The sequence below is a fragment of the Synechococcus sp. PCC 7502 genome (assembly GCF_000317085.1).
Taxonomy (GTDB): Bacteria; Cyanobacteriota; Cyanobacteriia; order Pseudanabaenales; family Pseudanabaenaceae; genus PCC-7502.
In genome coordinates this window covers 1,710,434-1,730,912 of sequence record NC_019702.1, presented here as the reverse complement: position 1 = coordinate 1,730,912, position 20,479 = coordinate 1,710,434, and the positions used below count along the sequence as shown (strand labels likewise).

20 protein-coding genes and 1 pseudogene are annotated in these 20,479 nt (G+C 40.5%); 7 read left to right on the top strand and 14 right to left on the bottom strand.

Annotated elements, in window-relative coordinates; genetic code table 11:
* Positions 1 to 14: 14 nt before the first annotated feature.
* The gene (locus SYN7502_RS08570; RefSeq protein ID WP_015168446.1) at positions 15 to 629 is read right to left on the bottom strand and encodes a TetR/AcrR family transcriptional regulator; all 615 of its coding nucleotides are present in this window, start codon (positions 627 to 629) and stop codon (positions 15 to 17) included.
* Between the two features lie 159 nt (positions 630 to 788).
* On the opposite strand from SYN7502_RS08570, the gene SYN7502_RS08565 reads away from it, so the two are divergent.
* Together SYN7502_RS08565 and SYN7502_RS08560 are read left to right on the top strand one after the other, a co-directional pair.
* Positions 789 to 1,457, top strand: coding sequence for a hypothetical protein (locus SYN7502_RS08565; protein ID WP_015168445.1), 669 nt, complete (start codon positions 789 to 791; stop codon positions 1,455 to 1,457).
* A 33-nt stretch (positions 1,458 to 1,490) separates the two neighbouring features.
* The gene (locus SYN7502_RS08560) at positions 1,491 to 3,092 is read left to right on the top strand and encodes an Hsp70 family protein (RefSeq protein WP_015168444.1); all 1,602 of its coding nucleotides are present in this window, start codon (positions 1,491 to 1,493) and stop codon (positions 3,090 to 3,092) included.
* On the opposite strand, the gene SYN7502_RS08555 is transcribed toward SYN7502_RS08560, so the two are convergent.
* The 3 genes from SYN7502_RS08555 to SYN7502_RS08545 all read right to left on the bottom strand — a co-directional run bounded on the left by SYN7502_RS08555 (position 3,084) and on the right by SYN7502_RS08545 (position 7,659).
* Entirely contained in the window at positions 3,084 to 5,456 is a 2,373-nt protein-coding gene (locus tag SYN7502_RS08555; protein ID WP_015168443.1) for a transglutaminase TgpA family protein, read from the bottom strand. The genes SYN7502_RS08560 and SYN7502_RS08555 overlap by 9 nt on opposite strands.
* 20 nt (positions 5,457 to 5,476) lie before the next feature.
* Positions 5,477 to 6,676, bottom strand: coding sequence for an FIST signal transduction protein (locus SYN7502_RS08550; RefSeq protein WP_015168442.1), 1,200 nt, complete (start codon positions 6,674 to 6,676; stop codon positions 5,477 to 5,479).
* A 224-nt stretch (positions 6,677 to 6,900) separates the two neighbouring features.
* Entirely contained in the window at positions 6,901 to 7,659 is a 759-nt protein-coding gene (locus SYN7502_RS08545; RefSeq protein ID WP_015168441.1) for an ABC transporter ATP-binding protein, read from the bottom strand.
* A gap of 80 nt (positions 7,660 to 7,739) precedes the next feature.
* Here SYN7502_RS08545 and SYN7502_RS08540 point away from each other — a divergent pair, with 80 nt between their 5' ends.
* The 3 genes from SYN7502_RS08540 to SYN7502_RS08530 all read left to right on the top strand — a co-directional run bounded on the left by SYN7502_RS08540 (position 7,740) and on the right by SYN7502_RS08530 (position 9,811).
* Positions 7,740 to 8,030 (top strand): hypothetical protein, encoded by a 291-nt coding sequence (locus SYN7502_RS08540; protein ID WP_015168440.1) that lies wholly within the window; start codon positions 7,740 to 7,742, stop codon positions 8,028 to 8,030.
* Positions 8,031 to 8,032: 2 nt separating this feature from the next.
* On the top strand, positions 8,033 to 9,232 hold the full coding sequence (locus SYN7502_RS08535) for a GNAT family N-acetyltransferase (protein WP_015168439.1): 1,200 nt from the start codon (positions 8,033 to 8,035) through the stop codon (positions 9,230 to 9,232).
* Positions 9,233 to 9,319: 87 nt separating this feature from the next.
* Positions 9,320 to 9,811, top strand: a complete 492-nt coding sequence (locus SYN7502_RS08530; RefSeq protein WP_015168438.1) for a hypothetical protein — start codon at positions 9,320 to 9,322, stop codon at positions 9,809 to 9,811.
* A gap of 10 nt (positions 9,812 to 9,821) precedes the next feature.
* Here SYN7502_RS08530 and pgeF read toward each other — a convergent pair whose 3' ends face one another.
* The 9 genes and pseudogenes from pgeF to SYN7502_RS08485 all read right to left on the bottom strand — a co-directional run bounded on the left by pgeF (position 9,822) and on the right by SYN7502_RS08485 (position 18,727).
* Positions 9,822 to 10,592 carry a peptidoglycan editing factor PgeF gene (pgeF, locus tag SYN7502_RS08525; RefSeq protein ID WP_015168437.1) on the bottom strand — a complete coding sequence of 257 codons (771 nt, stop codon included), beginning with the start codon at positions 10,590 to 10,592 and terminating at the stop codon, positions 9,822 to 9,824.
* A gap of 39 nt (positions 10,593 to 10,631) precedes the next feature.
* Positions 10,632 to 11,399: a PP2C family protein-serine/threonine phosphatase gene (locus tag SYN7502_RS08520; RefSeq protein WP_015168436.1), complete on the bottom strand. Its 768-nt coding sequence runs from the start codon at positions 11,397 to 11,399 to the stop codon at positions 10,632 to 10,634.
* A gap of 10 nt (positions 11,400 to 11,409) precedes the next feature.
* A complete protein-coding gene (locus SYN7502_RS08515) occupies positions 11,410 to 13,155 on the bottom strand; it encodes an ABC1 kinase family protein (protein WP_015168435.1) in 1,746 nt (581 codons plus the stop codon).
* Between the two features lie 98 nt (positions 13,156 to 13,253).
* Positions 13,254 to 14,072: pseudogene (locus SYN7502_RS19325) on the bottom strand (IS1 family transposase).
* 47 nt (positions 14,073 to 14,119) lie between these two features.
* Positions 14,120 to 15,793 (bottom strand): hypothetical protein, encoded by a 1,674-nt coding sequence (locus SYN7502_RS08505; protein WP_041429329.1) that lies wholly within the window; start codon positions 15,791 to 15,793, stop codon positions 14,120 to 14,122.
* Positions 15,783 to 16,367: a transposase gene (locus SYN7502_RS08500; RefSeq protein WP_371257817.1), complete on the bottom strand. Its 585-nt coding sequence runs from the start codon at positions 16,365 to 16,367 to the stop codon at positions 15,783 to 15,785. The genes SYN7502_RS08505 and SYN7502_RS08500 overlap by 11 nt, the downstream gene beginning before the upstream one ends.
* Positions 16,321 to 16,632 (bottom strand): transposase, encoded by a 312-nt coding sequence (locus SYN7502_RS08495; RefSeq protein WP_015168729.1) that lies wholly within the window; start codon positions 16,630 to 16,632, stop codon positions 16,321 to 16,323. Before SYN7502_RS08495 ends, SYN7502_RS08500 begins: the two co-directional genes overlap by 47 nt.
* Before the next feature lie 23 nt (positions 16,633 to 16,655).
* Positions 16,656 to 18,275: a tubulin-like doman-containing protein gene (locus tag SYN7502_RS08490; protein WP_051023604.1), complete on the bottom strand. Its 1,620-nt coding sequence runs from the start codon at positions 18,273 to 18,275 to the stop codon at positions 16,656 to 16,658.
* Positions 18,276 to 18,286: 11 nt separating this feature from the next.
* Positions 18,287 to 18,727: a hypothetical protein gene (locus tag SYN7502_RS08485; protein WP_051023603.1), complete on the bottom strand. Its 441-nt coding sequence runs from the start codon at positions 18,725 to 18,727 to the stop codon at positions 18,287 to 18,289.
* Between the two features lie 125 nt (positions 18,728 to 18,852).
* On the opposite strand from SYN7502_RS08485, the gene SYN7502_RS08480 reads away from it, so the two are divergent.
* Both SYN7502_RS08480 and SYN7502_RS08475 read left to right on the top strand, forming a co-directional pair.
* Positions 18,853 to 19,164: a transposase gene (locus SYN7502_RS08480; RefSeq protein WP_041429164.1), complete on the top strand. Its 312-nt coding sequence runs from the start codon at positions 18,853 to 18,855 to the stop codon at positions 19,162 to 19,164.
* Complete coding sequence (locus SYN7502_RS08475; RefSeq protein WP_371257757.1) at positions 19,118 to 19,702, top strand: transposase; 585 nt, start codon at positions 19,118 to 19,120, stop codon at positions 19,700 to 19,702. The genes SYN7502_RS08480 and SYN7502_RS08475 overlap by 47 nt, the downstream gene beginning before the upstream one ends.
* Here SYN7502_RS08475 and SYN7502_RS08470 read toward each other — a convergent pair.
* Positions 19,686 to 20,297 carry a hypothetical protein gene (locus SYN7502_RS08470; protein WP_051023602.1) on the bottom strand — a complete coding sequence of 204 codons (612 nt, stop codon included), beginning with the start codon at positions 20,295 to 20,297 and terminating at the stop codon, positions 19,686 to 19,688. The two genes, SYN7502_RS08475 and SYN7502_RS08470, sit on opposite strands and share 17 nt — an antisense overlap.
* Between the last annotated feature and the right edge of the window lie 182 nt (positions 20,298 to 20,479).

Here is a 20,479-nt window from a genome sequence, read left to right as displayed (position 1 = left end):
TGAGCCTAAACAAATCAAGGAATAAGGGCTGCATTAACTAGACTACGCATTAAATTAAATCCTCGGTGCAGGCGATCGCTCTGATTATATAGACGATTCATCAGTAAGGTTCCCTGCATTACGGTTAATATCTCTTCAGCTAACATATCTGGATTTATCTCTGGTTTTAGCTGATTTTTTGCTTGGTGTAAAAGTTGAGCAATTAATTCCTGCCATTGATTAAATATCTCTATAAGGTGTGTCCGAAACGAAGGATCATAGGCAACTAAATCGACAATCAAATTACCTAAAAAACAGCCACTACAATCTAGCTCCTCCGCATGGCTGGCTTCCATAAAATCTATAAGCGCATATACCTTAGCGATCGCCTTTTGAGCAATTACATTATCAGCCCAATCATCTTTATCATTGGCAATTTTGAGAAAACCAGATTTGATTTTTTCCCATTTGAAATCAATAAGGGCATGGGCTAAATCATCCTTGGAGTGAAAATAGTTATAGAAACTGCCCGAAGAAGTTTGACTGACTGTAAATAACTCCTTTAAACCCGTAGATTGAAAACCTTGGCGATGAATTAACTCCAAAACTGCTTCTAAAATATCTTCACGAGTGCGCTTAACGTTGGTCATTAGGCAATTAGTTTTAGAAATTCTTATAGATAGACACTTACATTATCATTTCTGAATTCTCTTGCTGCTTTTCAAGTTGGAGTTTTAATTTATAAATTGATGCAAACCTTGATACATCTGGGGTTATGATTAAACCTATTTGAATCTAAGTAGCTAGTTATGTCTTCTAGGGCAGTGGGTTGTATCTTCTGTGTGGGTTTAACAAGTTTGCTAACTAGTTATGGGGCTAGAGCGGAGACTAACAACTTAAAATTAAATCAAGAGATTATTGATAACAGTCCAGTCTTACGGCGGTGGCTAGTGGAACCACCGGATATTTTATTGGACATTTATGAAAATCCTAGCTTTACAACTAAACTACGCTTGGGACTAACTTCCCGTGATCAGTCTTTGGGTTTTGATCTAGGCGTGGTCGATTTATTTTTAGGTCGGAATAGTCCTGTCACCATTAGTGCTGGCTATCAGAGGGAGTTTAGTGGACGTGAGGCGGATTTAAATGCAGATTTGAAGTATTATGTTTTACCTTTGGGGGGATACTTTAATTTTGCACCACAGGTTGGCTATCGCTCTATTGATTTCTTTGGGGAGAATGTCTCTGGTATTAATATTGGCGTACAGGGAGTTTTAGTATTGTCGCCCCGTAGCTCCGATTTACGCCTTTCCCAAACTTTTACCGCACCGGGAAGCGATCGCGAAACTAGCATTACAACTTTATCCACTAGCTATGCCCTAACTAATCGCTTAAATATCGGTAGCAATATTCAATGGCGGCGATCGCCTGTGCGTTCTGATAGTCGAGTTGGCTTTTATTTAGAGTGGAGATTATAACTAGTTGCTTGATTCTCACATTACGATCAAATTATGACTACGATTGCGATCGATTTTGGTACGAGTAATACGGTTGTATGTATCCAAGACCCAATTACCGATAGTCCCATAACTCTAAAATTTCCCAGCATATCTCGCATTTTGGGTAATATTAACGTAATTCCCAGTTTGGTATTTGTGGCTGAGTCGGGGGAAATCATGATTGGGGAACAGGTGCGATCGCAAAGATTAGGATTTGTCCAACCCCAGAGGTTATTCCAAGGTTTTAAGCGGGAACTAGTAGCGGAGTTTCGGTCTCCACCCCTAGAACTTGATGGAACTATTTATACGGCGGAAGCGATCGCCACAAAATTTATCGAAACCCTTTGGCAGCAAGTTTTAAGCCAATATCAACCCACTCAAGTTATTTTTACGGCACCAGTGGGAGCGTTTGAGTCCTATTTAGGCTGGTTTCGTTCCTTGGCAACTAGTCTGGAATTACCAGCTATGCGGATTGTGGATGAGTCAACGGCGGCGGCTTTGGGTTATGCGGTTAGTTCTTCTGCCTCGTCTATGCAATCTTCTCCGTCAGCTTTAGTGTTAGTGATAGATTTTGGTGGCGGTACGCTGGATTTGAGCTTGGTACGGACTGCTAAAACTGACGATCAGCAAACTACCCTGAAAGCGGAAGTAATTGCCAAGGCTGATGCTTACATTGGTGGTATTGATATTGATCTGTGGCTGGCTGAATATTTTTTAGCACAACTGGGGAAACCCAGGGAGCAAGTTGATGGTACGGGCTGGTTGAATTTACTGGAAATTGCCGAAAGTATGAAAATACGGGTTTCTACCCTAGGACAAGTTAGAGAAAGTTGGTTTGATGATCAAAATTTCTTTGCCTATGAATTGCAGTTAACCGCAACGGATTTGGCGGAAATATTGGAAAGTCGGCAGTTAATTGAACAGGTGCGTCAGAGTTTAGATGAAGTGTTAGCGATTGCCTATGGTAAGGGAGTAAGTAAACTAGAAATTCAACAGGTGTTAATGGTGGGTGGGAGTTCACAAATTCGAGCGGTTCAAGATTTAGTCATTTCCTATTTTGGGAAATCTCGGGTGAAGTTGGATCGTCCCTTAGAAGCGATCGGCTATGGGGCTTTAGCGGTGGGGAAGTTTGAGGCAATTCAGGACTATTTACACCACGGTTATGGGATTCGGCTGTGGGATAACTTTACTAAATCTCACTACTACTACACCCTATTTGAGCGCGGTACAAAACATCCCTGTGAGCGATCGCAGCCTTTAATTTTACAAGGGGCAAACAATGGGCAAACGGAAATTCGCTTGGAAATTGGGGAATTAGCAGATACCGCCGAATTGGAATTAACCTATGATGCCCAAGGACGCATGACTAGTACCCGCTTACAAAAACATAGTGACTTTAGAGTTTTGAATTATGCCCAAAGTTTGATCAAAAGTCTTGTTAAAAGCGATCGTAGTCATGTCAGTTTAAAGCTAAATCCTCCCGCGGAAATGGGGATTGATCGCCTAGAGATTAAGTTAGCAGTGAATAGCCAAAGAATCTTAATTGGCACAGTTACGGATTTATTGACCCAAAAAGTATTAATGCAAGCGCAGCCGATCGCTCACTTAGATTAAATTAGTCAAATTAAAGCCAGATTTGTTTGAAGTAGAGGACTTTAAGCCCTTTAATTTCTGCAAAATCCGATCAAGACTAGTGGATGAAATAGAGTGGTCGCCATAGTACCAGTCTTGATATGCCACAGTGATTTGCTGAATTAGTGAGGCTTGTTCTGGGCTGACTTTAGGTTTAACTTGATCAAAATACTCTTGGGGCGTTTGCGCCTTGGACTTAGGTATGCCCCGTTCCGATAATAGCTCTAGCATTTGTCTATAGGTTCTGGCAATGGGATGTAATCTTTGCATTTTCAGGCGATTGCTCCACCACTGATAAAACTGCCAAAGTCCCCAGCCAAGGAACCCAATCCCAAATAAAATCACAACCCCAATGAAAATCCCTACCCAACCTAGACTTGCCAACCAGTTAACTAAAGCTGCTAATCCCGAAGCGATCGCCTTGCCAATTGTGCTAAATATAACTGCCAAGAATCCCGTCACTGGAGAAGGTAAAGTCCCCGCTACCCACTGCCAAAACTGCCGTAGGACACTAAAGGTTTGATCGGAATCCACACTAGGTGGAAATAAATCTCGACCGGGTAAGGGATCAAAAGAAATCCAACCATAGCGAGGAAAAAACACCTCTACCACGGATTGGGTATCTGTATTCATGACTTCGTACAGTCCTGTAAAGGCATTAAATTTACCCGGAGCAAAGCCCACCACATACCTAGCGGGAATATTAAGCGATCGCAACATCACAGTCAAAGTTGTGGCAAAGTGATCGGGATTACCCCCACGATTAGTAATAAATTGAGAGGCAATATCACCTTTAGCTGGATCGAAAGCCACATTTTTGATTTGAAATTTTTGCTTGAGGTATTGAGTTAAATACAAAGATTGATCGTAGGGATTATCCAGATTTAGAGGTTTATTTCCCACCACATTAGTTGCCTCAGCAATAATTTTGAGAACCTTAGCCCTCACATCCTCATCTACGGTATCAGGTAAATCTAAGTATGTATTGAAAATAGATCGGGGATAGCGTTTTGGAGCTTGGCTTAGCAGAGTGCGATCACGTAGGGGAACCTGAGAAATTACGGTATAGGTCAAATCCAAGGGTAGTGGTCCAGGCGCACGGATGTTACCTTCCACATCTCGATCAATTTCATCACTGGGAAAATATAAATGGGTGGGATCGTAGGCAGCAGGCACTAAATTGGGAAAAGACTCGGTGGTAATTGTGTAGGTTTGAATTACCTCTTGGGTATTTTTCGTACTGAAACTGGCTGTAGGTAGGGGCGGAATAAAGAACTCATAGTTAAAGGGCGATCGCCGTAATGTTTGAATTTGCGGTTTCTGATTGCGGGAAATTTTCCACCCCTTGCCCGTGTAGTCATCGTAAGCCATCACTCGCCAAAATAATTCTGCCTGAGATCGCACCCGCATCACCAGTTCAGGTTTAAGTTGCAATTTTAAGAACTGCGTAGATGCCAAATCAATTTCAGGCGCAAATAGGGGTGGGAGTAAAGGTACTTCATTTTTTCCCCCTGTCCCTGTACCGTTGGGATCGGTACTTGTGCCATTGCCAGTGTTACCACCATTGGTTTGATTAGACTGGGAATTTTTTTGATTACGGGTAATAATTCCACCCGCAGGGATTTGACGCTGCACATTTAAGTTGGCACTCACAGGAAAGTTACGGAGCTGAAATCCGGGTAATCTGGGTAATAGGATAAAAATCAGTAAGCCCATCACCAATACCAACCCTAAAAATCCCGCCAGCGATCGCAAAGGTATCCCCCCCGCTTGGCTAATTTTCAATTTATGTTTAGATAGTCCTAACCGTGAGCGATAATCTAAAACTAATACGGGCAGGGCGATCGCCAAAAATGCCAATAACCAGATGCCAAACACCGTAGTCTGGCTCAGGGTACCTGCTACACCCAGTAAGATAATGCCAATGACCGTGGAGTACCCTAAATCCTTACGCCGAGGTAGGTCAAAGCTATGCAGCACCTGAAGTTGAATTAATAATCCTGCTAGTAATAATTTTGTATCTTCGGACTGGGCAACGATTTTCCCTAGAAATACCACCAGCATGACAATCATGGCAATGGCGATCGCAAACTTAACCATTACATTTTTACTGCGCCGTGCATACCAACCCCACACGCCACCGATCGCACTTAAGGGAATTCCCCACACACTATTATTAGTTCCTGCTGCTACATCACTTGCGGCAATGCCGATAAATACCAAAATCTGGACTAATATCCTGAGGGGAATAGACTCTTCGGTTTCGGGGATCGGTAAAGATTCTAGCCTTTGCCACAGCCGATCTAAAGGCGGAAAACGTCTGAGCGGATTAGGAATAGTCTGCATAGATTTGACTAGCTTAAGTTTTAGCTTTTATCTCGAAAAATGCCGAAGGAAGACGTATAGCCATGCACAAAGGTGGTGCCGCCCACTGGACCAATTTCACCACCACAGAAAAACCCGCTAATCGGAATATTACCCACATACTGACGCAAGAGATTGGAATCAAACCCCGACTTGCCATAGAGTTTTTCCCCCCGCCCCACACAGGCAAACATCAAAGCGGCGCAAATACTACCTTGCTCATGCTCTGTCTGGTAACGAATTAGGGCATCTTCTAAATCTGCTGCGGATGCCTGTCGATCCCGAAGGTGTAATTGAATTCTTTGTCCGGGTCGCATTCGATCCGCAACGGCGATCGCTCCACTTCTAGGATCAACGCCAATAATATTTCTAATTAAAAAATCCCCCTGCTCTAAAATGGGCTTAAACTCATTCATAACAACGCCCACAAACAGAGAATTTTGCGCCAAGTCCCGATCACTGGCACTCAAGTCATTAACTATATTTTGCAACGCTACTAAAGGCGACTGATCCTCTAGGGAAATAATAATATTGCGATCGCATTCAGATATCTGTAAAGGCTTCCCAATGGGACGACAGCCCTGAGATACTACCGCATCAATCACGATACTGCCCCAAATCGCTGCCCCCACTGAACCACTGCGATAAATACCATACTTGCCATCGCCAGAGCTACAAAATAAAGCATTTGCGCCAATGCCCCCACTACTTGCCATGCCTCCAACTTTTACTGCTTGGGGATAGGCAAAATCTAAACCTCGCAAAAAATCACTAACGGCAAAGGAAAACGGATCGGCGAGAATGACAAAATTTGGTTCTTCTTCATAGGCACTCACCCCAATTAATTCTTGCCAGCGATCGGGCGCACTATCAAGGTCTGGCAACTGCTCATCCATGATATGAAAGGTTTTAATCCCAGCATTAGGAATATGTCCAATCATCAAAGATAATGCGGCTATATCTTCTAGCTCCTGACCATCTCCGACGATCCCACCACCTGAACAACCAATTAAGTGCTTAATCGTGATTTGTTCTGCTAATAAAGGCATCAACCGAGGATACTCACTGGCAAAGGCGTTAGAAATAAAGACCACACCAAAATCTGGCGATCGCCCCGCCAAACCTTCTAGGACTTTTTGGACTACTTCTGTTACTGCTGCTTCTAAGGAAACCTTAGTCGAAATGCCACTAACCCATTTCATAATGATCCTCTCGATGATTTTGCCTAGAATCTATGCGTTAAAACTTATGCGCTAAAATTTATGCAGAGTGCGGGTTTGATTTACATTCTAGTAATGATATAGCAAATGGGTTTCAGCCAATTAGTTTAATGAAGCTCCCGTTAATCAAGAATTAATCAAGAGTCAGTTTTGAGGATGAAGTTAACTAAATGCTTGAGCCTAAGTGCAAATTAATATAAGAGAAATTAATTTAGAGATTGATGTAAATCCGCAGGATCGAGTTTGCTATGGATCACCTGACCATCCTTAAACCAAATTACCCGTTTACTATGGCGAGCCACATCTGGTTCATGGGTGACCATAACTACCGTAATTCCACTGGCATTTAATTCACTAAAAATATTGATGACTTCTTCTGTGGTTTTGGAGTCAAGCGCACCTGTGGGTTCATCGGCAAGTAAAAGTACAGGTTCATTCACAATGGCACGGGCGATCGCTACCCGTTGTTGTTGTCCCCCCGATAATTGATTAGGTCTGTTATTAAGTCTATGTCCTAAACCCATGCGTTTTAAGGCTGTTGCTGCCCGATCACTCCGTTCACTCCCCTTAATTCCTGCATAAGCCATGGGAAGCATCACATTTTCCATCGCACTAAGCTGAGGTAAAAGATGAAACTGCTGAAACACAAAGCCAATTTTGAGATTACGAATTTTTGCCAGTTGAGACTCAGCCAATTCTGCCACATTCTGCCCATCCAAATAATAGCTACCTGAAGTCGGACGATCTAAGCAGCCAATGATATTCATCGCCGTAGATTTCCCTGATCCCGATGCTCCCATAATGGCGCAATATTCACCCTGCTGAATTTCTAGGCTGACTCCCGCCAGTGCCACTACCTCTGTATCACCCATGCCATAGATTTTATAAACTTGATCTAGTTGAATTACTAAAGGAGTCGGAGTTGGAATCGGTCTAATGGTTAGGTCATCTTGAACTGAGGTCATGAATTTATGAAGAATTGCTTTAAACTTAGACTTAGTTTCCAGTATGGCATTTTCTCGATTTTATTAAAATTCCTGTCTTTATGCGTGCCAAAATCAAAGATGAAGTTCTATTTATCGATCATGAAGACCTGCCTAAATATAAAAAAGATGGCTCCATAGTTCGGAATAGTTATTTTTGGGCATTGCGTTCCATTGCTGCCACCCATAGAAGCGATCGCGACTGGGAATATGAGGCTGATGTTTGGTTTGCTTTGCAGCGAATGCTGTTGTCCTTTAGTGAATCCAGATATTTACGTCTTAAGGAAATCACCCTAGAGTTTAGTGATGATCAAATTCCAGAGGTACTGCGGGCGGTATCTTGTAGGGTATAAACATGCAAATTAGAAAGATTAAGGACTCAGAACGGGAAGAAATTTTACTGGGCGATCGCTATGCTTACGGTAATTGGCAAGAGCAGTCAGTTAATCCATCTAGTTCAGATAATATTTTAGATACCATAATTCCCAATCAAACCCTAGGGTGTTTTATTCAAGGCAAAATAGTCGCAGCGTTAAGGATTCATCGGTTTCAGCAATCCCTGCGGGGGGTAATCAAAGAGATGGGAGGAATCGGCGGTGTATGGACCTATCCCGAATATCGCAATCAGGGTTGTGTGAAGGAACTAATCCATGTCGCCTTTAGGTTAATGCAAGCCCAAGGACAGGGATTAAGTATGCTAATTCCTTTCAGGCAAAGCTTTTATCAGAAATTTGGCTATGTTACAGCTAATTCTAATCTTGAAGTTAGGGTACCAATTGCTAGCATTATTTCCGACTTCACGGATAATTTTTCGACTTGGGAATACGAACGGGTGTCTGCTCCTAGTGTCCAAACTGAATTATTAGAATTCCTAAAACATACAACTCTCAATCATGGTGAGGTCATTCCCAGTTATTGGCAACAAGCGCAATGGCAGGATGTAACTAAAGATCGGCAATGTGTACTTGTGAAGCAGCAGGGAAAAATTCTAGCTGTCGGCATATACAGGATTAACTCGACAATTATCGAACGTAAAATTTATCTAGATCATTATTTTTATACGGATATTGAATCTCGAATTAGGCTATTTAGTTTTTTTGCGAAACATCGAGATCAGATTAATGATCTTTACTTAGATGTACCGTTTGGGACTAACTTCCAGCAATGGTTTGGTGATGTGATGTCAGGATACGAAATTACTATTAAAACTCCGCCTTATATGGTTAGAGTGATTGATCTGGTGGCAGCAATTCATAATTTACCCGTTCATGATCATGGCGCAATTAATATCCAAATTGATGATTCTCCCCAGGATTGGCATAGTCATGTTTTTTCCATAGAAGCCGTTAATTATCTGCTTAACGTTAAGCCCAGTTCTCTAGTGAAGCCCGAATTTAAATTCACAATTCAAGGTATCTCCGCCTTAGTTTACGGCACCATGTCCTTAGCAGAACTTGAGTATAGAAATTGGTTAGAAGTAGTTAATCATGACAAGCGATCGCTTTTGGAAAGTTGGTTTCCACCTTTAGCTCTATACAACACATGGAAATTTTAGGTTTTTGCAATCTTTAAAGTATTTGAGCGATAATATTACAGCAACCACATCAAGATACTGTGCTTTTAATTTTTAATATTGATTTTAATGTTTAACCTAATCTTTAATCCACTCAAAATTGACAACCAATTAGCTAAAGAAAATCAAGAATCTCCTTCTAATCAAGTTTCCAAGAGTTTAGCTCTAAATTTACCTCTACATTTATCCGTACAGAAAATTAAAGCTGCGATACTTCTGGGACTGGGCTATATGCTTTCTCCCCTCTGCTGGTGGAATGATATTGTGTTTAATCTGCCGATCGCCTACGGATTTGGTTATATATGTAGTCTATTTTCTCCACAGCTATTATTACCTGGTACCTTTGTGGGTTATTGGCTGTCAAATTTGGTGGGAATTTTATTAATGCAGTGGGGAGCGATCGCCGCCTTTCAAAATAAAGCTCAGCAAAATCAAGAACGTAATCTCAAACGAGAGCTATGGATGGGACTTCTTTCTTCTACAGCTTACACTTTGGTAATTTTGGCACTGGTACAATGCAAATTTATCGATCTAACTACTCTTTTACCTGTTAAAGGATAGAGATAGAGTCCTAATTGCTGCGTTCAACCGATGCAATTCCCGACCATTGAATTTGCGGGTGAATTTGCGGACTTGATTTTATCGAATTTTCTAAACAGTTACGGCGATAGGAAAAAAAATGTTCAGGGGTTTGAAATGTGCAGTAGGGGGCGATCGCAATTTGGGAAATAGTTAAACCTAGCTCTAGTAATTGTTGCTGTTGGACTAAACGCAAATCGAGCCGACAATGCCCTAAGGTAGCATCTGGGAATACTCCCACTGGGTTTTTAATTGTGGTTAAAACCTGATCAGCAACATCGGTTTGGACTTGATAGGATGTACCTGAAATGGCAGGACCAAGGGCAGTGACTAAATTCGAGAGATCACTACCACTTTCTATAAATTTTGCGATCGCCTTACCTAAAATTCCCTTAGCAGTTCCCCGCCAACCACTATGAATTGCCGCTACAGTACCTAATGAGCGATCGCCAATTAAGATCGGTACACAATCAGCAGAACAAGCCCAAACGGAAGTATTGGGATCGGAGGTAAATACACCATCTGCCTCGGGTAAATAATCACCACTAAAGTCTGAAGTATTAACAATGCGATCGCCATGAACCTGTTTCGCGTGATATGCCCTTGAAGCTCCAAAATCTCCAAAATATTTATGTAAAGCCTGTGGAGTCTGAGGCGCATAATCCCTAGTAAAAAAGCCATGATGCCATTGGGAAAGCAGATCACAACTTAAGAACCCATTATGCCAGAACCATCTATGTTCCTTTGCTTGATCCTTGGTCATTACTTAAGTTCAAGATTGAATTCCATAACTAGATAAAACCTACTCTACACTTACTTCTGCTTCGTCTATAGCTTCTTGGTTCTGTAAATCGTTAGCAACAATTACCACAGTAATATTATCTCTACCACCTTTAGTTTTTGCTGCATTAATCAGGGCAGTGGTTGCCTGTTCACAGGAGCGAATAGTTTTAAGTTGGTTAGCAATCCGCTCGTTACTCAATTCTTCGGTTAAACCATCACTACAAATTAAGAAGCGATCGCCGGGCTGGAAGTCCACTTTAGCAGCTTTAATCCTGTCAATATCCTCTCTACCTAAGCACTGGATGAGCATGTGTCGCCAAGGGTGAGACCTCGCCTCTTCCGCATCTACTGTCCCTGTTTCAATTGCCTTAGCAATCCAAGTATGATCGGCACTAATTTGCTCTAACTTTGCACCCCGCAACCGATACAAACGGGAATCGCCGATGTGACAATACCAAGGTTCATTATCCCTAAATACCAGCACTACCACCGTTGTCCCCATATCACGCCGTACGGGATGGGAGTCCTGATCCTTTAAGATGGCATCATTGGCAAGATTAATCGCTGACTGTAAAAGTTCTTGGGGAGCAAGGTCTTCGTCCCACTTTGTCTCTAGGTAAGTTTTAATGACATCAACCGCAATCCGACTAGCTTCTTCGCCGCCAGCATGACCACCCATCCCATCGGCAACAACAAAAAAACGTCCCTCAGGATCAATCCAGAAAGAGTCTTGATTTGCTGATCTCACACAGCCCACATCGGTATTTCCAGCAAATACTAGTTTCATAGTCTTCTTACTAAAACATTTTTTCCATTCGATCCATGCGTGCCAGCATCCTTAAGCTAGTAATTATACAGATACTTCCTAGAATTAAAGCGATCGCCGCTAACCAATACCAATCTGTTACAAATAAAATTGTTGCCACTAGGGATAAACCCACGCCAATCATGGCATAAATTCCACTAGTACCAACTCCATTCAAGCGTCTTAATAGCCGATCAGTTTCCTGCGATCGCACTCTAAGCTTAATATCACCGCGCTCAATTTTGACAATCGTTTCTTCCATCCGCCGAGGCAGATTAAAGGCAGTATTTCCCACCTGTGCCGCTTGTTTTCCTAACTCACCCAATAAACTTGAAGCAAAACCATTATTATTTCCCATTAAATCCGTAGCAAAGGGTTTTGCCACCTCCATAAAGTTAAAATCTGGATCAAGTCCTTTTCCCAATCCTTCTAGGGTTGATAAAGCCCGTAACACAAAGGTAAATGTGGCAGGAAACCGAAAGGGTTGAGCGTAGGCAACTTCAAACAAATCATCACTAATGGCGGTGATCGATTGAGATGCCATCGGCTTACCCATGAAGTTATCTAACATATATTGTACCGAACGGCGCACAGGATCAATATCCCCTGAAATCTCTAAAGCACCTAAATCTATTAGGGATGCAATTACTAGTTCCGCATCCTTCTGGGCAATCCCAAAAAAAACATTGACTAATTTAGTTTTCGTAATGGGTTGAATTTGTCCCATCATGCCAAAATCATAGAAAATTAAGGAGCCATCGGTATTGACCGCAAGATTACCAGGGTGGGGATCGGCGTGGAAAAATCCATCATTTAATAACTGCCGTAGATAGGATTCTGCCCCTAGTTTTGCTAAGATTTTTCGGTCTATGCCTGCGGCTTCTAAGGAACTATAATCACTAATCTTTATTCCGGGTAGATATTCTAAAGTAAGAATGCGCTTAGAGGTATAACGCCAATAGACTTTAGGGACAAGAATGCGATCGCTACTACGGAAATTACGCCGAAAGGTATCAGCATTACGTCCTTCATTGAGATAATCTGCCTCTTGGTATAGAATTCGCTGACATTCATCATAAATGCCTAGCCAATCTCTATTTTTACCATGTTTAGGGTGATTTTGATAGTATTGAGCGATTTGTTTGAGAATGCCTAGGTCTATGGCAAAAAGCTTAAGTAAGCCCGGGCGTTGCACTTTGACTACAACTTCTTCGCCTGAGTGTAATCTGGCTTTGTGTACCTGTCCTAAACTGGCAGCGGCGATCGGGACGGGATCAAAATATTGGTACATTTGATCTAGGCTTTTACCTAAATCTGTCTCGGTAATTTGTTGGGCTATTTCATAACTAAAGGCAGGCACCCGATCTTGGAGTTTTGATAATTCTTCGACATACTCGGCGGGAAACAAATCAGCACGGGTAGAAAATAACTGCCCCACCTTAATAAAAGTTGGACCTAGCTGTAGCATTGATTCTCTAAGCCAAATTGCCCGACTACGGCGACGCTTCTGCACTTTTTCGGGAGTTTTACCGCCTACATAGCTCCAAGCTCTAGCATCTAACCAAGAGTATAAAACTAAGGTCAGCATAGTGCGCCATATATCTATGCTGCGGGCGAGGGGTGAGTAATTATCCCGACTCCATCGATAATCAGAGGAATCAGAGGTGCTTACAAAAAATCTCGGCATAGGCTGAGAGACTGGATCATTGGTTGTTAGAGATGGAAGGGCAGCAGACACAGGATTAATTTATCTCAACAAACCTTTACATTCTACCTTTTTCTAATGAGTTTACTTGATTAAGTATGATTTGTTAATTTCAAATTATTGGTAGTGCGTCAAAGTAAAGTAGAGTAGGTGCAAATATTATCCCAAGTCCACTTTCTATTGGTTAAATTAGCTCTCTGGGCAGCAGTTGTCTTTTTTCGAGAGTGAATCCATATCCAATTAAAAAATGTGACTAATAATCTGACTGCTATTTCAGTCCACTCCCATAACTTGCTGAATTTATGCTGTCGTCGATGAAATCTACCTGTCTGTTGCCTTAAAATACCATTCGTCCTCTCTATTCTTTGAGTGCGATCTTTGCCGATATAGTGTTCTACATATTCTGCCAACACTCTCTCATATCCTCCCCACCCATCAGTATTCCAATGCTGGCAATCGGTCTTTCCTAACTATCTCCTCAATTAATTCATCCGTATGTTTTCCTACTCTTGCCGCTAAAATCAATCCACTATCATTACCTATGCTTACCCCAATCCAACAGTCTCCTGACTCAAGTTCTGTTGGTAAGCAGTTTTTCTGTTTTTTCCTACGAATGACCACATTTCATCACTACTGATTTCTTCTGTCTCTACTGCTTTAACTTCTTGGTTATGAACCATTTGGGCTTTCTGTGAGGCTTGTCTAATTATGCTAACCACTGTGTTATATGCTAATCCACTCAATCTTGCTATACCTCGTAAGCTTACTCCTTCACTTTGGCTTTGCAGGACTAAATGAATCTTTTCTGCATCTATATGCCGATGATAGTAAATCGTATCCAAGGTCTCCACAAATGTCTTCTTACATTTAGGACATTCATACCTGACGTTGCCTTTGCTGGTTGTACCATGTCCATAAACTTTATGATGTCCACACAATAGGCATTCCATGTCTTTATCTACTATCTCTTTTCTCTATACTACCTCATCTTGATGCACTACCGATATTTTCCAATTAATTTTGTTTTCATTCTTTGATAATCTTCTCCATCAATAACTCCATCCAATAATAAATCGTCAAGACGTTTTATTCCCTCTTCCAGTTCACTGGTTGAAGAGTTATATACTTTTGAATCTGATACTACTTCTGCATCAACAAACTGAGCATTATTACTAGCTAGAGAGTTTTCACCCGATGCTAATACATTATTAGCTTGTTTGTCTAAAAGTCGATCTTGAACTTTTCGATCAAATTTGTCAATTATCCCTATTTGAGGGGGAGAAACTTGATTAGAACCAAGAATTAGCTCTTTACTTCGATAGTTTTGATCTCTATCGGTAAAGCTATCCACTTCTTGCTTAAATCTTACAAGCATTGGACGATACTTAGATTTCCATTCAGATTGACTGGTTCCATTAATTAATTCCTCTAGTCTGCTTTCTATACTAAATTCCATATCTCGATTTAAATAGACTTGTTCTAGGGCAAAGTTCCAATTAGGACTTAAACTCTCAGTAACTTCCTTTTCTCTTCTGTTGTTGTAATAGGAAAATGTCATTTCTTGGGAACTTCCAGAACGATCAATAATTCCTAGAGCCAAGCAAGGATAAAAAATATTCTGCAATTTTTCCACAGCCTTAGCTTCGGGAGGGATTATATCTGGAAAACTAATACGGCGATCGTTATGCAAAGATATATTGGGGTCTCGCTTTTGCAGTTCATACTGAAATCTGAAGTTTTCAATTCCTCGAATAATCCGAAGAGGAAAGCCCGCACTTTCAGAGGTGATTACAACTTCATCTTCCCTGCTAGTCGGTTCGTATTCGCTTGATTCAACTTGATTATCTTGCAAAATTTTCTTAAAGTTTCCAACTTCCCGTTCGTCACTACTTTTAAAGCCAACTACTCGGAGACTCTTTTCTGGTCTGTCTTGAAAGTAAACGTCCCTCAAATCTAAAGGTAAAAGCAATCCTCCATCCTTGATAATTTGTCCTAATCTTATTCTTTGTTTTTCTGGGGCAGAGTATTTTTTCTCAAAGAGTTTAATCACAGAGCCACTAAACTCTTGCATACGCGGTGAAAGAAATTCAGCTAATACTTTAGGGAGTTCCTTAGCTAGATCGTTTTCACTAATATTTTTTAATCCAACTAAAGATTTTTCATCGCCAAAAGCTTGTAGGGTATTTGTTGTAAGCTGAATTAGAGCTGATTTCTCTTGACCGTCTGGCATGAGAATTTTATAGCATCGTTCCTCATCTTCATTAGTGGATACAGCTTCTCCATGAATTTCTTCATTGTTAAATTCTTGACTATCTTTTTTGGAATTTTGGTATCTTCTTGATAAACCAGAACATGAGTTATATAGGTCATTTAGTTGTTTTAAGTGGTCTTCAATAGCTGATATTGTAGACTTGCAAATTTTTAGAGCTTCTTGATGGATAGTTAAGTGAAAATTATGCTCTATAAGTCCATAGGCTGTCGTGATTAAAGACTGGGCTATCTCTTTGACTTTTTTATTCTTTCCTCCCGAGAAAAAAGGCATCTCAAATTTTTCATTAGCTTCAGCTATATCGGTTGAACTTGATTTAACAACTTTTTGTAAATCTTCGAGAGTTTTTGCTTCATTCAGGCGGGTAATTTCATTTTCTATAGAGCCTGTTTCATATCTCATGAGTAACAATTCTTTTTAGCATCAAACGAATAAAGCAAAGATTGAGTTTAGCTGTAGCATTAACGAGAGTTCTCTCAAAGTTCTTAACTAAGATTTTGCATCTTTCAACCCAAGCATTTGACCTTTCAATTACCCACCTTGTCGGCACAACTACAAACCCAGACAGACCTTTTTCTGCCTGCTTTTGCTTTGATACCTTAGGAGAAATTTCAAACCTAATCTTAGTCATAATCTCAGGATATATCTTCTCTAGTTCTTGGATCAGTTTCTCGATATGATAACCACTATCCAGCAATATCGTAGTTAGCGTAATGTCATCTGGTTTCGATTTGAAGTAATCAATGTTAATCGTTAACATCTCAATCAGTCCTTGGTCATCTGATACATTTGCTCTTGTTAAATAGGTAAAGAAAGGAAATCCCAGAGTGTCAACGGCTAAATGTCTTTTGATCCCGTTAGTTGCTTTGTAGGAGCAGAAGCCCTTGGATTCTATACTTGCATTACAAGTATTTTTCACTGCTTGTGAGTCAATGATGATTAAAGTTGTCCATTTTGATTTTTTTTGACTGTTCACGGGCTGTTGCATGTAAAGCTTCCATAATCGCAGTAAATGTACCTGTATCTTTCCACTCCTTGTAGTATCGATACACTGTAGAGAATGGTGGTAAGTCTCGGGGCATATCTCGCCAATTACAACCGTTTTTGAGTTGGTAGAGTATGCCGTCTAAAATTTGTCTTTTTGTCCAAGTTGGCGGTCTAGTTTGCTTTTTCTTTGGGAGCAATGGTTCTATAATTTCCCATTCTTTATCTGTTAGGCTACTTGAGTATGGATTTAGCATTTTCTAAGTATCATACATCTTGCTCATAATAGATATGAAACAGGCTCTATAGCAGAGCGATAATTATTTAACTCAGTCTGCATCGCCTCAAGCCAGATACGGGTATTTCTAATGGAAAATTTGAAATTGCTGGGATTGAGTAGCTCTGAGATAAAGTCTTTAATATTCTGATTGTATTGATTCTCGATATTTAGTCTGGCTTTTTGCAGCTTAGTTATCCACTCTCCCCGTTCAGCCTCCGTATCGCTATGGATTACCTTACGGAATTTAGCATTGAGTTGGGTGTTGAGTTTACTTGCTAAAGCTTGGCGATCGCTATCAGTTTTGCAGTCATCTACAGATTTCTTTAATTCAGCTTTATTAGATTCAATAATTTTTTTGAATGTTTTACCGCCCTCTACAGTGATGTTTTCCAAGCTACTAACAAATCCATCTTTCTTAGCAAGGTTAGGATGCCAATTATAGTTAACTAAAAACTGATCGACTAATGCTTGCGAATCTGGACTTTGACCAATGCCATTTAACCAAAATGCTGTTAGTTTACAGCCAACTTCAAATTGGGTAATAGCACTAATACGTTCCTTGGGGAAATGGATAGAGACCAAGCCAAAGGTCATATATTGCTGACAGTTAGAGCGAGGATGGGTATCCCACTGCTGCATATAGTCAGGAAAATTATCCCGCATTGATTTAACCCTAGGGGATAATTCATCAGAGAACTCAAGAGTAATCTTTTGGGCGGTGATATTAAACAACTTTTCTCTAGTTGAAATGGTAGAACCTGTATCAGCTATGTCCTTAGAAATAAGGTACGGAAAGTCAAAAGGAGGACGGGGTTCTCGGACAATACCTCTATTATCATTTTGAGTGTAGCAAATTTCAAATGTCGTGTGTTCGCTGGAATAGTAATCTAGTTCCTTTAGGGCAGCGTAGCAGTTAGCATACTGACGGGGAGTATCACCGTAAATTTGGGGGCTAATTACTAAATATCCTGAAAGCCTAATATTAGGATTTACTTGGTTAGGGCTGTAAAGACCCCGAATTGCATAAGCAACATCTAAAAACATCCCACTGCCTGTACCTCCGCACAGTGAAGCTACGATAAAAAAGTTTATACCCGGATCCAGTTTAAGTTTTTGCTCACTACTAAGTAGGTATTCAGCGTGTCCATCAGTTCTTCGTACGGCAGCATCGATAGTTTGTTGAAATTTTTCATAGTTTTTAGTAAAGGCTAATCTACCAATGGGTCGGCGGGCTTGCGCTCCCTTTTCAATGGCTGAAATATTTTTAACCAATTGAGGTGGGAACCACCTAGCAATATGAGACTGAGGCTTCAAGGTTTTCAGGTCTTTATCGTCATAGACTTCTTGAATTCCATTAGAGATTGCCTCAGCTTCGGTTTTAGATACTACGGCTTTAACTAGTTCTGTTTCCCGAAAACTTATATCTTTACCTCTGTAGCTGTTACCCCCTTTAGAAGTGATGGCATCATCAGTATCAATTTGGACAAAACTGACCACAGGTAAGCTATCTAAAGAGCCATAGCGATCAACGATTATTTTCTTAATCTGAGTTAATACCTTTTCGCCTGTTCCGCCGATCCCAATACAGACGGTGCGAGTAATACCTTGGTAGTCTGCCATAATTGTCACTCCTATTTATCAATAACTATTTCTACTACAAACTCTTTTCCTTTGCGATCTGGACAGTTCAAACTAATTCGCCGTCCTGAAATTTTTTGTTGTGTTGTGATTTCATTTTCTCCATAGTACATAGACGTTGAAGTGGATAATTCAATGCCACTAGGCACAATATAAAAATTTCTGCCCTGCCTTTGAATATATCCTCGAATTTCGGCACCTGGACAATTGATCGAGCCAGCATAGCTTGCATCATATTCACCGATCGCAATTTTTTGGTTATTCTTTAGCTCAAATCTTTGGGGTTCATCCATATCGGGAGTTATAATCTCTAGTTTAATTTTTCCGTCCGCCTGCCAAAATTTCCAGCCTATCAAAGCACAAATGCTCGAGATAGAAGCAACTCCTATCGCAACTGATAGCCCTAATTGACTGATTAAATATGAATCGACCAAACAAGTCTCTTGTCCACTGGGGGCGGGGGTGCAAAATTCCTGAACTGTAGCAGGAATATCAACTACGGTAAGCTTATAGAGCCTGTTTCATATCTATTATGAGCAAGATGTATGATACTTAGAAAATGCTAAATCCATACTCAAGTAGCCTAACAGATAAAGAATGGGAAATTATAGAACCATTGCTCCCAAAGAAAAAGCAAACTAGACCGCCAACTTGGACAAAAAGACAAATTTTAGACGGCATACTCTACCAACTCAAAAACGGTTGTAATTGGCGAGATATGCCCCGAGACTTACCACCATTCTCTACAGTCTATCGATACTACAAGGAGTGGAAAGATACAGGTACATTTACTGCGATTATGGAAACCTTGCATTCAACAGCCCGTGAACAGTCAAAAAAAATCAAAATGGACAACTTTAATCATCATTGACTCACAAGCAGTGAAAAATACTTGTAATGCAAGTATAGAATCCAAGGGCTTCTGCTCCTACAAAGCAACTAACGGGATCAAAAGACATTTAGCCGTTGACACTCTGGGATTTCCTTTCTTTACCTATTTAACAAGAGCAAATGTATCAGATGACCAAGGACTGATTGAGATGTTAACGATTAACATTGATTACTTCAAATCGAAACCAGATGACATTACGCTAACTACGATATTGCTGGATAGTGGTTATCATATCGAGAAACTGATCCAAGAACTAGAGAAGATATATCCTGAGATTATGACTAAGATTAGGTTTGAAATTTCTCCTAAGGTATCAAAGCAACAGAAGGCAGAAAAAGGTCTGTCTGGGTTTGTAGTTGTGCCGACAAGGTGGGTAATTGAAAGGTCAAATGCTTGGGTTGAAAGATGCAAAATCTTAGTTAAGAACTTTGAGAGAACTCTCGTTAATGCTACAGCTAAACTCAATCTTTGCTTTATTCGTTTGATGCTAAAAAGAATTGCTACTCATGAGATATGAAACAGGCTCTATAGTTATCATTAATGCTCTGCGATCTTGGTTGTAAGGGTAAAGCGTGTAACCATTTTGCTCTTTCCAGACTTTCAGGAGAGTTAGGATTTCTAAATGGACTATTGTTTGGAGTTTCAATCCATTCATCCCCAGTTTTGGTAAATAGGGGGGCATCCGTAATCCAAACTACAGCTTGAAACTTTACAGGTTGCTTTTGTACTAGGCGATCTTGATTTAACTGGGCAAGATGCTTATAAATTTTAAGTTCAGCGTTTTGAATATCCGTATTAGCTACATTGGGATCGCTTTGGAGAGGCAGGGAACTAATAACTTGATTAATTTCATTTTGATCTTTTACCTCAATCGGCAGTTTTGATAAATCTATGTCTGTAGCAAAGGGAGTTATATAGATAGAATCACCATTTTTTAACTGATCCTTAACTATTTGCTTTAAACGCAATATGCCCTCATCACTTAACTGTACACTTTGCGTAGTATCGATCGCTAAAACAATATCTCGACCTTGAAAGTAAGATATAGTCTCAATACCTTTTCTTTGTAATGGGCTTAAGGGCGTACCAGGGGTAACTCTTGAAAAAATCACAGGGACTTATCTCTAAAGTTTGTAGTTGTTAGAGCTTAATATACCCTATATTTTGTTAGGAGTAGCCTTAAATGGCTGTATTTGAGGAAGAAAGCTTTAAATCATGATTACATCCCTAAGTTTTGAAGAGGCGATTATTTTTATCTACAAGGCTCCGTTAGCGATCGCTCTAAAATGATTTT